Here is a 14,019-nt window from a genome sequence, read left to right on the forward strand (position 1 = left end):
GTAACCGCACCATTGGCACCGCCTGCCTGACGCTGGGGCGATGATCTAAGATACGTGTTTAACGACGTCGTTAACGACGTGTCTTATGCGGGGTCATCGATGCGTGGTGAAATTCTTGGGGTCGAGCGACGGCGTTTCTGGCGTGACGAGGACAAGCTCGAGATTGTCATGTCGGTTGGGATAGACGGGGCGACGGTGACGCAGGTGGCGCAACGCCATGAGGTTACGCGGCAACAGATTTACGCCTGGCGGCATGATCTCAAGAAGAAGGGCCTGTGGACGCCCAATGCCGGGGCGCTTTTCTACCCTTTGGATATGCCAGTGTCGGCGGGGCAGCCTACGGCAGCTGATACGTCGCCACCAGTTGCAGTCGAATTGCGCTTACGGTGCGGCCATCGCCTTCATTTTGATAGCACGATAGACCCGGCCGCGCTGACGTCCTTGATCCGTGCCGTGGAAGCCGCATGATCGGCCCTGGCACCGGCGTTCGCGTGTATCTGGCCTGCGGTGTGACGGATATGCGAAAGGGGATCGCCGGGCTGGCGGCACTTGCCCAAGATGTGCTGCGTCAGAAACCCGCCAGTGGGGCGGTGTTTGCGTTCCGGGGACGGCGTGGTGACCGGCTGAAGCTGCTCTACTGGGACGGTCAGGGGTTTTGCCTCTATTACAAGGTGCTTGAGCGGGGGCGTTTCCCTTGGCCGAGCGCCAAGGATGGGGCGGTGCGGCTGACCTCTGCACAGCTCGCGATGCTCTGGGAAGGCATCGACTGGCGGCGTCCCGATTGGGGCGCTCCGCCTGCGCGGGTCGGGTGATTTTGCGACCTGATTTGCTTTATTTATATGGTGCTATAGCCTGATTTTTGGTAGTCAGGCGCATGTCGAAACCTGATGAAAATTTGCCTGATGATCCCGCTGAATTGAGGGCGATGATCGCGGCTTTGCAGGTAGAAAATGCTCGGATCGAGGCAGAGAACGCCAAGATGTCGGCGACATTGCGTGTCCATGATCAACTGGTTCAAGCGTTGCGCCTGCGGATCGCCAAGTTGCAGAAACTGGCCTTTGGCAAGTCCTCGGAAAAGGTCGAGCGCGAAATCGAGCAGCTGGAACTGGCGCTCGAAGACCTGTTGGTCGCCGTAGCGGAAAACGATGACGCGCCCATCGACGAAGGGCAGGATGAACCGTCACCGGAAGCTGCCGATGCACCCGCTTTGCGCCGCCGACCACGGGTCTCGGATACGACCCCACGCGAGCGGCGTGAACTGGACCCCGGCACCTGCTGCCCTGACTGTGGCGGCGATCTTCGCGTGGTGGGCGAGGATGTCAGCGAACTCCTCGACATGATCGCCGCGCAGATGAAGGTGATCCAGATCGCCCGGATCAAGAAGTCCTGCCGCCGCTGCGAGCGGATCGTGCAGGAACCCGCGCCAAGCCGTCCGATCCCGGGCAGTATGGCAGGCCCGAACCTGCTGGCGCATGTGCTGGTCTCGAAGTTCGACGACCACCTTCCGTTATATCGCCAGCACGAGATCTTCGCCCGCATGGGGGCGGACATCCCCGAAAGCACGCTGGTCGGCTGGTGTGGCCGCGCCATGAAGGCCCTGTCGCCGCTGATCGAGCGCATTGAGGCTGACATCATGGGCAGCGATTTGCTGCACGCAGATGATACGCCGATCCGGGTGTTGGACCGCTCCAAGAAAGACAAAGGGCTTGGCAAAGGTGTGAAGCAAGGCCGGATCTGGGCCTATGTGCGCGATCAGCGCCCATGGGCGGGTGCCGCGCCACCCGGTGCGGTCTATCGGTTCGCACCGAACTGGAAGGAAGAGCACATCCTCAGCCATCTGGCCAATGCCCGCGGCATCCTGCAGGCGGACGGCTACAAGGGCTATGCCAAGCTTTACGAGCCTGAACCCAATAGTGGGCGGCGTTTGCGAGAGGCAGCCTGTTGGGCCCATCTGCGGCGTGACTTCCATGATTTTTGGACCTCGACAAAATCCGAGATTGCCCGCGAGGCGCTCGACCGGATCGGCAAGCTTTACGACATCGAGCGCGACATTAACGGTCAACCCGCTGGTGTCCGCCATGCCGCACGTCAACAGTTGAGCCAACCAAAGGTCACGGCCTTCTTTGCTTGGTCAGAGCAACAACTCCTGCGCATTCCGGGCAAAAGCGATCTGGCCAAGGCATTCCGCTATGGCCTCAGTCGACAGGAGGCCTTCAGCCTGTTCCTGACCGATGGCCGCGTCGCTATCGACAACAATCCCGCCGAGCGCGCCTTGCGTCCAATTGGCATTGGAAGGAAAAATTGGCTATTTGCAGGGGCCGATACCGGTGCGGAAACCCTCGCTCGCGCTATGACCATCATCGAAACCGCCAAGCTCAACGGTCTCGACCCGCAGGCCTATCTCGCCGACATCCTCGACCGCATCCACGATCACAAAATCAACAGGCTCGATGAATTATTACCGTGGAATTGGGCGCCGCTGGCATCCACAACCGATAGTCAAGCCGCATAAGCTGCGGTCTCAATGGCGCGGTTACAGCAATTCGCAGCCTCAAACGGTACATCACGGGCAATATCTTCGGCATCATCATGCGGCGCCAGAAGCAGATCAATCGGTCCCAGATCGCCGCTTGACTCTTAGAAGGGCGTCCAGTGCAGTCGGTTCACATCTTTTGCGTGGACCGATCGGTTGGGCAAAACCGGTGTGCGCATCTCGATGGACGGCAAAGGCCGGTTCTTCGACAACATCTTGGTGGAGCACCTCTGGCAAAGCCTGAAATACGAATGCGTTTATCTGCACGCCTTGGAGACCGGATCAGAGGCAAAGGCCGGCGTCGGAAAATGGATCGAGTTCTACAACCGCAAACGCCCCCATTCAGCTCTTGGCGGCAAACCTCCAGCCGTGGTCAATTGGCGGAGAAAAAATGAAACCAAACCCGGACAGCAGGAGCAGAGAGTAGCTTAGTCTACGCGGAAAGCTGTCCAAAGATCGGGGAGTAGCTCAACACACCCCCCCCCAAAAAAAACACCAATGATGAACCTGCCTATTTCAAGCCCCACCCCTGTCTCGCGGGAGACACTCTATTCCTATCTGGCGCGGCTCGCGGCAGTCTGGCGCACGGGTGCCCCTGAGCTCGCCTATGACATGGGTGCCCCGTTCAAGCGGCTTTTGGACCAGGATAGGGAGGCGCTCGAAGCGGTTGCCGATTGGGCGAAACTGTCCCCAGATGTTATGACTGAGCTGTTGTCTTGGACCGGGGTCAGGGCGGGGAATTTCCGGATGCAATTCCGAGGCGAGCTCTATGTTTCAAGAGCGCTTCGGAACCCGATCATGCGAGGATGCCCCTTCTGCCTGCGCGAGGACACCGTCGATGCGACGGACGCGGCCCATGCTGCGATGATCATGCGGGGGGATTGGCAATTGCGCGAGGCGACGCTCTGCGTGCGTCACGGCCACCCGCTGGTACCTCTCTGGCAGGCCACCGCCCCCCGGGATCGCTTCGACGTTGGCGCTCGTCTGCGCGAAATTGAGGCCGATATCCTGTCCGGGGCGTTAGACCGGCCGCTACGGGATCCGTCCGCCTACGACCTCTGGCTTGATCGGCGGCTGGAACAAGGAACGGATGACACATGGCTGTCAAATCATTCAGTCTACGTTGCGACCACCATGTGTCGTCTGCTGGGGCAAGCCCTATTGAAAGAGGCTATCACCGACGATGGTCAGGCGACAGACCTGATGCATGCGACCGGGTTCAATTTGGCGGTGGCCGGGGAGGCCGCGATCCGGACCACCCTTGATCAAATGGCGGGTCGTGCAAAGGGAGCTTCGGATGAACCGGCAATAGTCTTCAGCCATCTCTACAAGACATTGAACCGCGACTATTTGACTGATCCAGGATTTGACACGTTCCGGGACATTCTGCGCGACTGCATTCTCGAAAACTGGCCCTTAGGGCCCGGCGAGTTGGTTCTGGGGCAGTTGGTTCCCGAGAGGCGCTTACATTCCGTCACGACGGCGTCGAAAGACACAGGGATCGGCACGAAAGTTCTGGAGCATTTTCTGGCGGAGGCCGGGGCCATCGCGGCGGATGATCCGCGACCCCCAAACCGAAAACTATTCGATGCCCGGGCCTATGCCGGACTTCTGGCGGAAATCCCCACCCTAGTCGGGCCGATCGCCATGCGGACAGCGATGGGGGCTACGCGGATGGAACTGATGGCCTTGGCCGAGGAGGGGCTGCTGATCCCCCGGACCCGGGTTGAGAAGGTGAAGAACCCGTGGCGCATCTCGGACGGGGTCGCTTTTGTGGCGGCGCTACCCGCCGGAGCCTGCCATGTCACTGAGGATGACACGGAATGGGAGACCCTGCTTCTCGGATGTCGGCGCAGCGGCGTACCCTTGTCGGAGTTCGTACGGGCCATTGGCGACCAGCGTCTTACCGTCGGACAGCGCGCAGGTGTGAACGGCTTCCATGGGATCGTCGTACCGAAATCCGAGGTGGAAGTGATCGCCGCGCCGTCCCGTGCTGTTCGGGACATGGTTCTCGAGGCAATCCCGGGGAGCATGGCCGCGGCGGAATTCGGGCGCTCCGTCGGCCTTCGTGATGGTGGGGTGTTTCAGGCGATGATCGACGCTGGGCATGTCCCCGCCCATCAGGTCGTGAACCCCCGGACGGGGCGGCCGCAATACCGGATGGCACCGGAGGATATGGCGACGTTTCACCGCCGCTTCGTGACCCTGACGACTCTGTCCGCCGAGACGGGTCAGCATCGCAATACCCTGAGAGGCCTTCTTGCCGCCCGCTGGATTTCCCCGTTCGCGCCCGATGGACAGGATTTTGGCGCGGTTTATTTGAGGGCGGATGTCGCGGCGGTCATGCAATGACCTGACCTCAAGATAAAGGTCAGCCTTGGATAGCTTCCCTCGATCAAATTCCCGACTTTTGCAAAAAAGTCGGCGTTTGCGCGCCGAGCGACAGGCAACCTATTATGCGATGGCGACCCCGGAAGGAATCGAACCCTCAACCTGCCGATTAGAAGTCGGCTGCTCTATCCAGTTGAGCTACGGGGCCAAACGCCTGCGCTTTTCATATGCGCACGGCGCAGGCTGCTAAAGGCCGAATTGACCCTTTGACAGGTTTTTTTCCGCTCAGGCGGGGCAATCTGACTTGGATCAATGTTTAATTCCAAAAAATGCATATGAAAGATGCAGGCTTTTTGATTTTGATGGAGTGCTTCCAATGCTACGCCTTGCTTCGCTTCTTTACTCACTGATCGGCACAACACTTGCGGGTAGTGCGATCGTGGTCGCCCTTGTCGCGGGTTTTGACGGACTGCAGGGGATTGTGGTCGCTGCTGCGGTTGGGGCATTGCTTGCGTTACCCGTGTCGTATGTCATCGCGCAAAAGCTGTACGCCCGATAGATTTACCTATCCAGCCATGTCGTGACGGCGGCTTCGAAGTCGCGCGGCTTTTCGGCGTGAAGCCAGTGTGCGGCGCCCGGAATCTTGACCAACTGTCCCTTTGGGAACAGCGTTTTCATCGTTGGGCGGTGTTCGGGGCGGACGTAGTCTGATGCGCCGCCTGCAAGAAAAAGCGTTGGTTTTGTATAGCTTTTGCTGTCTGCCTCCGGAAAGGTCATGATCAACGGCATGTCGCGTTCCAAGGTGTCGAGATTGAGGCGCCAGCATTTTTCAGCGACATCAAGGGATTGCACCAGAAAGGCGCGGATGGCGAGTTCTGGTATGGCGGGCCGCAGTTGCCGGTCGGCGTCGGAGCGCGTCTTGACCGCGCCAAGGTCTACGGCGCGCATGGCCTTGATGTATTGAAGCTGGCTGTGCTCATAGGCGACCGGAGCGATGTCGGCGACGATCAACCGGGCCACCAGATCAGGTTGTGTCAGGGCCAGCCACATGGCTGCCTTGCCGCCCATGGAATGGCCCAGAACATCCATCTCGCCGCCGTTTTCCAGAATGACCTGTGTAAGGTCGCCTGCCATATCTGGATAAGAATGGCTTTGTGTCCAAGGGCTTGCGCCATGGTTTCGCATGTCTACGGTCACCACTGGCCGCGTCTTGGACAGGTTGCGTGCGATAACGCCCCAGTTGCGACCGGACCCGTAAAGACCATGCACGATGAGCAGGGGGCGCGCGCTGCTGTCTGCGGCGGCGTCGGTGTGGTGATAGGTGGCGAGCATGGGGTCTCCGTCGGCTGGGTAAGGGGGTTATCCGGCTGTGGCTGTCAAACTGTCAAGCGCCCAAGCCGCGCATTTTCGACTGTAAGAGTTCTGTAGGAGTATTGTAGGAGTCCTGTAGGAGTCGCATCCAAGGGTTGCGCGGGCCTGAGCGGGGGACATTGTAGATGACAGATCAAAGCATCAGCGGGCGCAACAATGCACTCGCGCGTCACCTTGGCGAGAAGCTGGATGTCCCCGGTGACACCCTGGATACCGTTCTGCGCCGGGCCGGGCGCGAGATCCCGAGGCGCCTGCGCGGCGAGGCGCGGTATCTGGTCGAAGCCGAAACCATGGCGCAGCATCCCAAGCTTTACCATATGGTCGACAAGGCCCGGATGAAACGGGCGGACCGGGCGCTGCGCGGGGCCGTGCGGGGGCGTGATCCGAAACAGGAACGCAAGGATCGGATGCTCGGGACGCTGGCGGGCATCGCGTTTGGTCTGGTCGTGTTCTTTGCGGTGCTGATCTGGTTTCTGGCGTGGCGCGGGATGATCGGGCCGGGCACCTGAGCCAAGCACAAACGCAAACGGCGCAGCCCAGAAGGACCGCGCCGCGCAAAAGTTTCAAACGATCCGAAGATCAGAGCGTCGGGTAGATCGGGAAGCGCCCGCACAGTTCCAGCACTTCGGACTTTACCTTGGCTTCCACGTCTGGGTTGCCTTCGCCGTCTGAGGCGGCCAACCCGTCAACAACCTGAACGATCCAATCCGCGATCTGGCGGAATTCATCTTCGGCAAAGCCGCGTGTGGTGCCCGCCGGGCTGCCAAGCCGGATGCCCGAGGTGATCATCGGCTTTTCGGTATCGAAGGGGATGCCGTTCTTGTTGCAGGTGATATGTGCGCGGCCGAGTGCGGTTTCAGTCGCGTTGCCTTTCACGCCCTTGGGCCGCAGGTCCACCAACAGCAGGTGGGTGTCTGTGCCGCCTGTAACGGTGCCAAGCCCACCTTTGATCAACTGATCCGACATGGCCTGGGCGTTCTTCACGACCTGTTCCATGTAAGTCGTGAATTCGGGACGCAGCGCTTCGCCGAATGCCACAGCCTTGGCGGCGATCACGTGCATCAGCGGTCCGCCCTGAATGCCGGGGAAGATGGCGGAGTTGAATTTCTTCGCAAGCGCCTCGTCATTGGTGAGGATCATGCCGCCACGCGGGCCGCGCAGGGTCTTGTGTGTGGTTGTGGTCGCCACATGGGCGTGTGGGAAGGGCGATGGGTAGGCCCCCGTTGCCACGAGACCTGCGAAATGCGCCATGTCCACCAAGAGGTAGGCACCCACCATGTCCGCGATTTCGCGGAAGCGCTTGAGGTCAAGAACGCGAGGGATCGCCGACCCGCCTGCGATGATCATCTGTGGCTGATGCTCTTTCGCCAGTCGTTCGATCTGATCGTAATCTGGCAGAAGATCGTCTTTGCGTACGCCGTATTGCACGGCGTTGAACCATTTGCCTGACTGGTTGGGGCGCGCACCGTGGGTCAGGTGGCCGCCGGCATCAAGGCTCATGCCCAGAATGGTGTCGCCGGGTTGCAGCAGAGCGGTGAACACACCTTGGTTCGCTTGGCTGCCCGAGTTTGGCTGCACGTTTGCGAAGCCGCAGTTGAAGAGCTTGCAGGCGCGCTCGATAGCGAGATTTTCGGCGATGTCCACGTATTGGCATCCACCATAGTAGCGCCGACCGGGGTAGCCTTCGGCGTATTTGTTGGTCATCACCGAACCCTGCGCTTCCATGACCGCGCGGCTGACGATGTTTTCGGATGCGATCAGTTCAATCTCGTCGCGCTGGCGACCAAGTTCGCTGGTGATCGCGCCGAAGAGTTCTGGGTCGCGGCTGGTCAGGCTTTCGGTGAAAAAGCCGGTATCACGATGGGGTGCGTTCATCCTGGTCAACCTTCCTTGTGGGGGTTTGCTGGCAAATGGCCTTGGGCGCTGTTTAGTCCACTGTCGTGGGCAAAAAAAGGCCTCTCCAAGACGCTTTTCGTCCCATTTGCGAATTGGTGCGCGGTTTCAGGGGGTTGTTTTTGTCGCAAGCGCCGGTCAAGAGTCGCAAAAGGCAGGACTGGGCGCTTGGACAGCATGAAAAAGATATCATTTCTGGCTGGCGAGTCGCCTGTTGCACAAAGCGCCCGGCGCGAATTGTCGGCGATCTATGGTCATGTCGCCCCGGAAGCCGCAGATGTAATTGTCGCGCTTGGCGGGGATGGGTTCATGCTCTCGACCTTGCACGGAACCGAGCATTTGACCGTGCCGGTCTATGGCATGAACCGCGGTACCATCGGCTTTTTGATGAACGAGTATTCCATCGTCGGGTTGCACGACCGTTTGGTGGCCGCCGAAGAGACGGTGATCAATCCGTTGACCATGCGCGCCGGGACGGCGGGCGGCGGTGTGCATCATGCTTTGGCGATCAACGAAGTGTCGTTGTTGCGGGCTGGTCCGCAAGCGGCCCGGTTGAAGATCAGCATTGATGGGCGTGAACGGATGCCAGAGTTGGTTTGTGATGGGGCGCTGGTCAGCACGCCTGCCGGGTCGACGGCGTATAACTATTCCGCCCATGGTCCGATCTTGCCGATCGGGGCAGAGGTTTTGGCGTTGACTGCCATGGCGGCCTTCCGCCCGCGTCGGTGGCGGGGGGCGTTGTTGCCGAAAGCCGCCCATGTACGGTTTGATGTCCTGGATCCCGAAAAGCGCCCCGTCATGGCCGATGCAGACAGCCGGTCGGTGCGGGATGTATTGTGGGTGGAAGTGCGCAGCGAGCCAAAGATACAGCACAGGCTGATGTTCGATCCCGGTCATGGCCTGGAAGAACGACTGTTGCGCGAACAGTTCGAGTAGCGCGCCGGGCAGGGACCCGCCCGGCGCAGTGTGATCAGTTCGCCGATTCTGGCGCCTTGGCGTACCCGAGGGCCTCAAGGCTTGTCTTGATTTCGTCCAGGATTGCCGGATCATCGATGGTGGCAGGCAGTTTGAACGGTTCGCCATCGGCCAGCTTTACCATCGTCCCGCGCAGGATTTTGCCAGACCGTGTTTTGGGCAGGCGATCCACCACCGCGCAGAGTTTGAACGCGGCGACGGGGCCAATTTTCTGACGCACCAGCGTGACACATTCCTTGACGATATCCGCCTCGGGCCGGTCGACCCCTTTGGTCAGGCAAACAAAGCCCATGGGCAGTTGCCCTTTGAGTTGGTCAGCGACCCCGATCACCGCACATTCAGCCACATCGGGATGAGAGGCGAGCACCTCTTCCATGCCGCCGGTGGACAGGCGGTGCCCGGCCACGTTGATCACGTCATCGGTGCGCGCCATGATGTACAGGTAGCCGTCTTCGTCGATCATGCCCGCATCGCCGGTTTCATAGTAGCCGGGGAAATGTTCGAGATAGCTTTTGCGGAAGCGCGCCTCGGCATTCCACAGGGTGGGGAGCGTTCCGGGGGGCAGGGGCAGTTTGATCGCGATTGCGCCCAGCTCGCCCGGTTTCATCTGGTGACCGCCTTCATCAAGGATCTGCACGTCATAGCCGGGCATTGCCACGGACGGGCTGCCGATCTTGACCGGAAGCTCTTCGATCCCGATGGGGTTGGCGGCGATGGCATAGCCGGTTTCGGTTTGCCACCAGTGGTCGATGACCGGCACGCCCAGCATGTCTTGCGCCCAGTGGATTGTATCGGGGTCGGCCCGTTCGCCGGCAAGAAACAGGGCGCGCAGGCAGGACAGGTCGTACTTCGCCAGGTATTCGCCTTTGGGGTCTTCACGTTTGATCGCGCGGAAGGCCGTGGGGGCGGTGAAGAAGACCGACACGTTATGTTCCTGTATGACGCGCCAGAACGTGCCGGCATCAGGGGTGCCGACGGGCTTGCCTTCGAAGACAATCGTTGTGCAGCCATGCACCAGCGGCGCGTAGCAGATATAGCTGTGGCCAACGACCCAGCCCACGTCAGAGGCTGCCCAGAAGACCTCGCCTGGGTTGACGCCGTAGACGTTGGTCATTGTCCATTCCAGCGCGACGAGGTGCCCGCCGGTTGCGCGAATGACTCCCTTTGGCGCGCCGGTGGTGCCGGACGTGTAGAGGATATAGGCGGGATGGTTGCCTTCGACGGGCAGACAGTCCGCAGGGGCGACGCCGAACTGGAAGCCGTGCCAGTCAACGTCGCGGCCCTCTTCGAGCTTGGCAACTTCCTGCTCGCGCTGGAAAATAACGCAGAATTCTGGCTTGTGGGTGGCCGCTTCAATCGCGCCGTCAAGCAGCGGCTTGTAATGGACCACGCGGCCCGGCTCCAACCCGCAGGAGGCGGCGATGATGCATTTGGGTTGCGCATCGTCGATCCGCACCGCCAGTTCGTTGGCCGCGAAGCCGCCGAACACCACCGAGTGGATTGCGCCGATCCGCCCGCAGGCGAGCATGGCTTCCAATGCTTCGGGAACCATCGGCATGTAGATGATGACCCGGTCGCCCTTGCCGACGCCCTTTGCCCGCAACGCACCGGCCAGAGACGCCACACGGTCGCGCAGTTCGGTATAGGTTATTTCGTGCTTGGAATGGGTGATCGGGCTGTCATGGATGATCGCGATGCGATCGCCGTTTCCTGCTTCGACGTGACGGTCAACCGCGTTCCAGCAGGTGTTGACCATGCCATCGGTGTACCATTCGTAGAGCGGCGCATTCTCGTCAGACAGGGCGCGGCTTGGCGCAGTGTCCCAATCGATTTTCCCGGCTTGCTCCATCCAGAACGTTTCCGGATCCGCTTTCCATGCGTTGTAAATGTCACTGTATGCCACGGTATTCCTCCTGCGCCGCTGCCATGACCTAAGGGACGTGCTTGCATTTAGGCAAGTGGAACGTGCTGCGCTTCGACGTCACGGTTGGCGCTAACGACCATGCAAGGCCCCGTTTGTTCGTTGTGGCATAGGGGCGCGGCGTCGGTTCCAGCGCAACTTGCCGCGCCCCATGTCGTTGTCCGTCAGCCGTATTCGGCGACCGGTGTGCCTGCGATTGCAGCCATGTTGAGAAGGCCGCGCACGGTGACGCCTGGCGTCGCGATGTGGACGCGGTTGCCCATGCCCATCAGGATCGGCCCGACTTCGAGCCCGCCCGCGCGGGCCTTGAGCGTGTTGCGCACAGCGGATGCCGCGTCGGAGTTGGCAAAGACAAGCGCATTGGCCGGCCCCGTGAAGCGCGAGTGTGAGAACACTCTGTCGCGCAGGGCCGGGGTCAAGGCAGTGTCCACATTCATTTCGCCTTCATAGGCAAAGTCACGCGGCGTGCTGTCGAGAATGGCAAGCGCGGCGCGCATGGTTTGCCCTGATCGGTTGTTCAGGTTGCCAAATTCACTGGACGAACACAGCGCGATGGCGGGTTCCACGCCGAAGCGGCGCATGTGGCGCGCGCAACCGATCACGCTTTCGGCCAATTGCTCGGGGGTGGGTTCCGGGTTCACATGGGTGTCTGCAATGAACAGGGGGCCGCCTTCGCCGATCACCAAGGACAGGGCGCCCTTGGGTTGAAGTGACTTTGTTCCAAGGATTTGCGTGACATAGTTCAAGTGCCACAGATACTGACCAAAGGTGCCGCAGATCATGCTGTCGGCTTCTTCGCGGTGCACCATGATCGCGCCGATGGCCGTGCTGTTCGTGCGCATGATGGCGCGGGCAAGGTCCGGTGTGACCCCGCTGCGTTCCATCAAGGACAGATAGGTTTCCCAGTAATCGCGATAGCGCGGATCGTTTTCCGGGTTCACCACGGCGAAATCGACATCGGGGCGAATGGTCAGCCCGGCGCGTTCGCACCGGGTGGCGATGACATCGGGGCGGCCGATGAGGATCGGCGTTTCGGTGGTTTCCTCGATGACCGCATGGGCGGCGCGCAACACGCGTTCATCTTCGCCTTCTGCAAAGACAATGCGGCGGCTGGCCTTGGATGCAGCTTGGAAGACAGGGCGCATGATCATAGCTGATTTGAACACCGACCCGTCCAGGTCCGCCTTGTATTGGGCGAGGTTTTCAAGCGGACGTTCTGCAACGCCCGATTTCATGGCTGCACCTGCCACGGCAGTGGCGACCACGCCCATCAGGCGTGGATCGAACGGTTTGGGGATCAGGTAATCTGCGCCAAAGGACAGTTGTTCACCCTGATACGCTGCGGCGGCTTCTGCGCTTGTTGTGGCGCGGGCCAGTGCGGCGATACCTTCGACGCAGGCGATTTGCATCTCATCGTTGATTTCGGATGCGCCAACATCCAGTGCCCCGCGAAAGATGAACGGGAAGCACAGAACGTTGTTTACCTGATTGGGGAAATCTGACCGGCCCGTTGCGATGATGGCATCCGGCGCAACGGCCCGCGCCGCGTCGGGCATGATTTCCGGCGTTGGATTGGCCAAGGCGAAGATGATCGGGCGCTTGCCCATTTTCCCGACCATGTCCGGGGTGAGCACACGTGGACCGGACAACCCAAGGAACAGATCGGCGCCATCGATAACGTCATCCAGCGTGCGCAGATCCGACGCTTGGGCGAAAGCGGCCTTTTGCGGGTTCATGTCCTGCTCGCGCCCTTCGTGCACCAGCCCATGAATGTCGCACAGCCAGACATTTTCGCGTTTAACGCCAAGTTTCAGCAGCATGTTCAGGCAGGCAATCCCGGCGGCGCCGCCGCCAGTCGACACGACTTTGATCTCGGAAAAGTCCTTTTTCGCGACGCGCAGGGCATTGGTTGCCGCTGCGCCGACGACGATGGCGGTGCCGTGCTGGTCATCGTGGAACACGGGGATATTCATGCGCTTGCGGCAAATTTCTTCGACAATGAAGCAATCAGGCGCTTTGATGTCCTCTAGGTTGATCGCGCCAAAGGTTGGTTCCAAGGAGCACACGATATCGGCCAGGCGTTCGGGGTCATCCGCGTTCAGTTCAATGTCGAAACAGTCGATATTCGCAAATTTCTTGAACAGGACCGCTTTGCCTTCCATCACCGGTTTGGACGCCAGCGGGCCAATATTGCCAAGGCCAAGAACTGCCGAGCCATTGGTGACCACGGCCACAAGGTTGCCGCGCGAGGTGTAGCGGCGGGCGGTCAGCGGGTCTTTGGCGATTTCTGTGCACGCTTCGGCAACACCTGGTGAATAAGCTCTGGCAAGGTCGCGCCCGTTCGCAAGGGGTTTGGTGGCTCGTATCTCAAGCTTACCCGGGCGTGGAAATTCGTGATAATAAAGGGCTTCGTTGCGCAGGCTATCGCCGCCATCCGTGCTCATTGTCGTCTCCCCGTGGTTTTGTCTTTGTGGTATCCCATACGACAGGTCAAGGCTATGCCCCAAGTCGCATGCCTGCCGGTCTTGTGTGTGTTGCGGCCCCTTGCAAAGCCTTTGCAGTCGCCGCAATCTTGGGCCAGTCACCCCTTGGAGGTTTGGATGGATCTTGTCAGCGCCGCAACCGATGTTCGCGCCCGTGCCTATGCGCCTTATTCCCGGTTTCAGGTTGGTGCTGCGGTGCTGGGGGCGGGGGGCGAAGTGCATGTCGGCTGCAATGTCGAAAATGCGGCCTATCCCGAAGGGACCTGCGCCGAGGCGGGGGCGATTGCGGCCATGATCGCATCGGGCGAGACGCGCATCGCGGCTGTCGCGGTGATTGCCGACAGCCCACGCCCTGTGCCGCCTTGCGGTGGGTGCCGTCAGAAGTTGGCGGAGTTTGCAGGGCCCGATACGCCCGTCACGCTGGCAACGCTGGGCGGTGCGCGGTTTGAGACGACGGTCGGCGCCTTGCTGCCGGGTGCCTTTCGTCAAGACGACATGCCGGCTGACTGACG

Annotated in this window: 12 protein-coding genes, 1 tRNA gene and 1 pseudogene; 9 read left to right on the forward strand and 5 right to left on the reverse strand. The window is 60.6% G+C overall.

Annotated features, from left to right (window positions below; all coding sequences use genetic code 11):
- The first annotated feature begins 99 nt into the window (after positions 1 to 99).
- The 5 genes and pseudogenes from tnpA (at position 100) to E2L05_RS03845 (ending at position 4,885) form a co-directional block, all read left to right on the forward strand.
- Positions 100 to 468 carry an IS66-like element accessory protein TnpA gene (gene tnpA, locus E2L05_RS03825; RefSeq protein WP_133340995.1) on the forward strand — a complete coding sequence of 123 codons (369 nt, stop codon included), beginning with the start codon at positions 100 to 102 and terminating at the stop codon, positions 466 to 468.
- Positions 465 to 812 (forward strand): IS66 family insertion sequence element accessory protein TnpB, encoded by a 348-nt coding sequence (gene tnpB, locus E2L05_RS03830; RefSeq protein ID WP_099828201.1) that lies wholly within the window; start codon positions 465 to 467, stop codon positions 810 to 812. The genes tnpA and tnpB overlap by 4 nt, the downstream gene beginning before the upstream one ends.
- Positions 813 to 874: 62 nt before the next feature.
- Positions 875 to 2,512: an IS66 family transposase gene (tnpC, locus tag E2L05_RS03835; RefSeq protein ID WP_133341571.1), complete on the forward strand. Its 1,638-nt coding sequence runs from the start codon at positions 875 to 877 to the stop codon at positions 2,510 to 2,512.
- 138 nt (positions 2,513 to 2,650) lie between these two features.
- A pseudogene (locus tag E2L05_RS03840) lies at positions 2,651 to 2,965 on the forward strand (integrase core domain-containing protein); the annotation flags it as partial.
- Positions 2,966 to 3,031: 66 nt separating this feature from the next.
- The gene (locus E2L05_RS03845; protein WP_133341573.1) at positions 3,032 to 4,885 is read left to right on the forward strand and encodes a TniQ family protein; all 1,854 of its coding nucleotides are present in this window, start codon (positions 3,032 to 3,034) and stop codon (positions 4,883 to 4,885) included.
- 110 nt (positions 4,886 to 4,995) lie between these two features.
- Here E2L05_RS03845 and E2L05_RS03850 read toward each other — a convergent pair.
- Positions 4,996 to 5,072, reverse strand: a tRNA-Arg gene (locus tag E2L05_RS03850).
- A 168-nt stretch (positions 5,073 to 5,240) separates the two neighbouring features.
- Here E2L05_RS03850 and E2L05_RS03855 point away from each other — a divergent pair.
- On the forward strand, positions 5,241 to 5,423 hold the full coding sequence (locus E2L05_RS03855; RefSeq protein ID WP_133341574.1) for a hypothetical protein: 183 nt from the start codon (positions 5,241 to 5,243) through the stop codon (positions 5,421 to 5,423).
- Between the two features lie 2 nt (positions 5,424 to 5,425).
- On the opposite strand, the gene E2L05_RS03860 is transcribed toward E2L05_RS03855, so the two are convergent.
- Entirely contained in the window at positions 5,426 to 6,196 is a 771-nt protein-coding gene (locus E2L05_RS03860) for an alpha/beta fold hydrolase (RefSeq protein ID WP_133341575.1), read from the reverse strand.
- 164 nt (positions 6,197 to 6,360) lie between these two features.
- Between E2L05_RS03860 and E2L05_RS03865 the strand changes: the two genes are divergently transcribed.
- Positions 6,361 to 6,744, forward strand: a complete 384-nt coding sequence (locus tag E2L05_RS03865) for a hypothetical protein (RefSeq protein WP_133341576.1) — start codon at positions 6,361 to 6,363, stop codon at positions 6,742 to 6,744.
- 70 nt (positions 6,745 to 6,814) lie between these two features.
- Here the strand turns inward: E2L05_RS03865 and glyA are convergent, their stop codons facing one another.
- The gene (gene glyA / locus E2L05_RS03870) at positions 6,815 to 8,110 is read right to left on the reverse strand and encodes a serine hydroxymethyltransferase (protein ID WP_133341577.1); all 1,296 of its coding nucleotides are present in this window, start codon (positions 8,108 to 8,110) and stop codon (positions 6,815 to 6,817) included.
- A gap of 195 nt (positions 8,111 to 8,305) precedes the next feature.
- Here glyA and E2L05_RS03875 point away from each other — a divergent pair, with 195 nt between their 5' ends.
- Positions 8,306 to 9,064: an NAD kinase gene (locus tag E2L05_RS03875; RefSeq protein ID WP_133341578.1), complete on the forward strand. Its 759-nt coding sequence runs from the start codon at positions 8,306 to 8,308 to the stop codon at positions 9,062 to 9,064.
- 34 nt (positions 9,065 to 9,098) lie between these two features.
- Here E2L05_RS03875 and prpE read toward each other — a convergent pair whose 3' ends face one another.
- Together prpE and E2L05_RS03885 are read right to left on the reverse strand one after the other, a co-directional pair.
- Positions 9,099 to 11,006: a propionate-CoA ligase PrpE gene (prpE, locus tag E2L05_RS03880; protein ID WP_133341579.1), complete on the reverse strand. Its 1,908-nt coding sequence runs from the start codon at positions 11,004 to 11,006 to the stop codon at positions 9,099 to 9,101.
- Between the two features lie 182 nt (positions 11,007 to 11,188).
- Positions 11,189 to 13,468 (reverse strand): NADP-dependent malic enzyme, encoded by a 2,280-nt coding sequence (locus tag E2L05_RS03885; RefSeq protein WP_133341580.1) that lies wholly within the window; start codon positions 13,466 to 13,468, stop codon positions 11,189 to 11,191.
- 156 nt (positions 13,469 to 13,624) lie between these two features.
- Between E2L05_RS03885 and E2L05_RS03890 the strand changes: the two genes are divergently transcribed.
- Entirely contained in the window at positions 13,625 to 14,017 is a 393-nt protein-coding gene (locus tag E2L05_RS03890; RefSeq protein WP_133341581.1) for a cytidine deaminase, read from the forward strand.
- Positions 14,018 to 14,019: the final 2 nt, after the last annotated feature.

The organism is Meridianimarinicoccus aquatilis (assembly GCF_004358675.1).
GTDB classification, from domain to species: Bacteria; Pseudomonadota; Alphaproteobacteria; order Rhodobacterales; family Rhodobacteraceae; genus Meridianimarinicoccus; species Meridianimarinicoccus aquatilis.

Bases quoted from the DNA above. Each gene is read 5' to 3' on its own strand.
- tnpA (WP_133340995.1), top strand. From the start codon at position 100: ATGCGTGGTGAAATTCTTGGGGTCGAGCGACGGCGTTTCTGGCGTGAC.
- tnpB (WP_099828201.1), top strand. From the start codon at position 465: ATGATCGGCCCTGGCACCGGCGTTCGCGTGTATCTGGCCTGCGGTGTG.
- tnpC (WP_133341571.1), top strand. From the start codon at position 875: ATGTCGAAACCTGATGAAAATTTGCCTGATGATCCCGCTGAATTGAGG.
- E2L05_RS03845 (WP_133341573.1), top strand. From the start codon at position 3,032: ATGATGAACCTGCCTATTTCAAGCCCCACCCCTGTCTCGCGGGAGACA.
- E2L05_RS03855 (WP_133341574.1), top strand. From the start codon at position 5,241: ATGCTACGCCTTGCTTCGCTTCTTTACTCACTGATCGGCACAACACTT.
- E2L05_RS03860 (WP_133341575.1), bottom strand. From the start codon at position 6,196: ATGCTCGCCACCTATCACCACACCGACGCCGCCGCAGACAGCAGCGCG.
- E2L05_RS03865 (WP_133341576.1), top strand. From the start codon at position 6,361: ATGACAGATCAAAGCATCAGCGGGCGCAACAATGCACTCGCGCGTCAC.
- glyA (WP_133341577.1), bottom strand. From the start codon at position 8,110: ATGAACGCACCCCATCGTGATACCGGCTTTTTCACCGAAAGCCTGACC.
- E2L05_RS03875 (WP_133341578.1), top strand. From the start codon at position 8,306: ATGAAAAAGATATCATTTCTGGCTGGCGAGTCGCCTGTTGCACAAAGC.
- E2L05_RS03885 (WP_133341580.1), bottom strand. From the start codon at position 13,468: ATGAGCACGGATGGCGGCGATAGCCTGCGCAACGAAGCCCTTTATTAT.
- E2L05_RS03890 (WP_133341581.1), top strand. From the start codon at position 13,625: ATGGATCTTGTCAGCGCCGCAACCGATGTTCGCGCCCGTGCCTATGCG.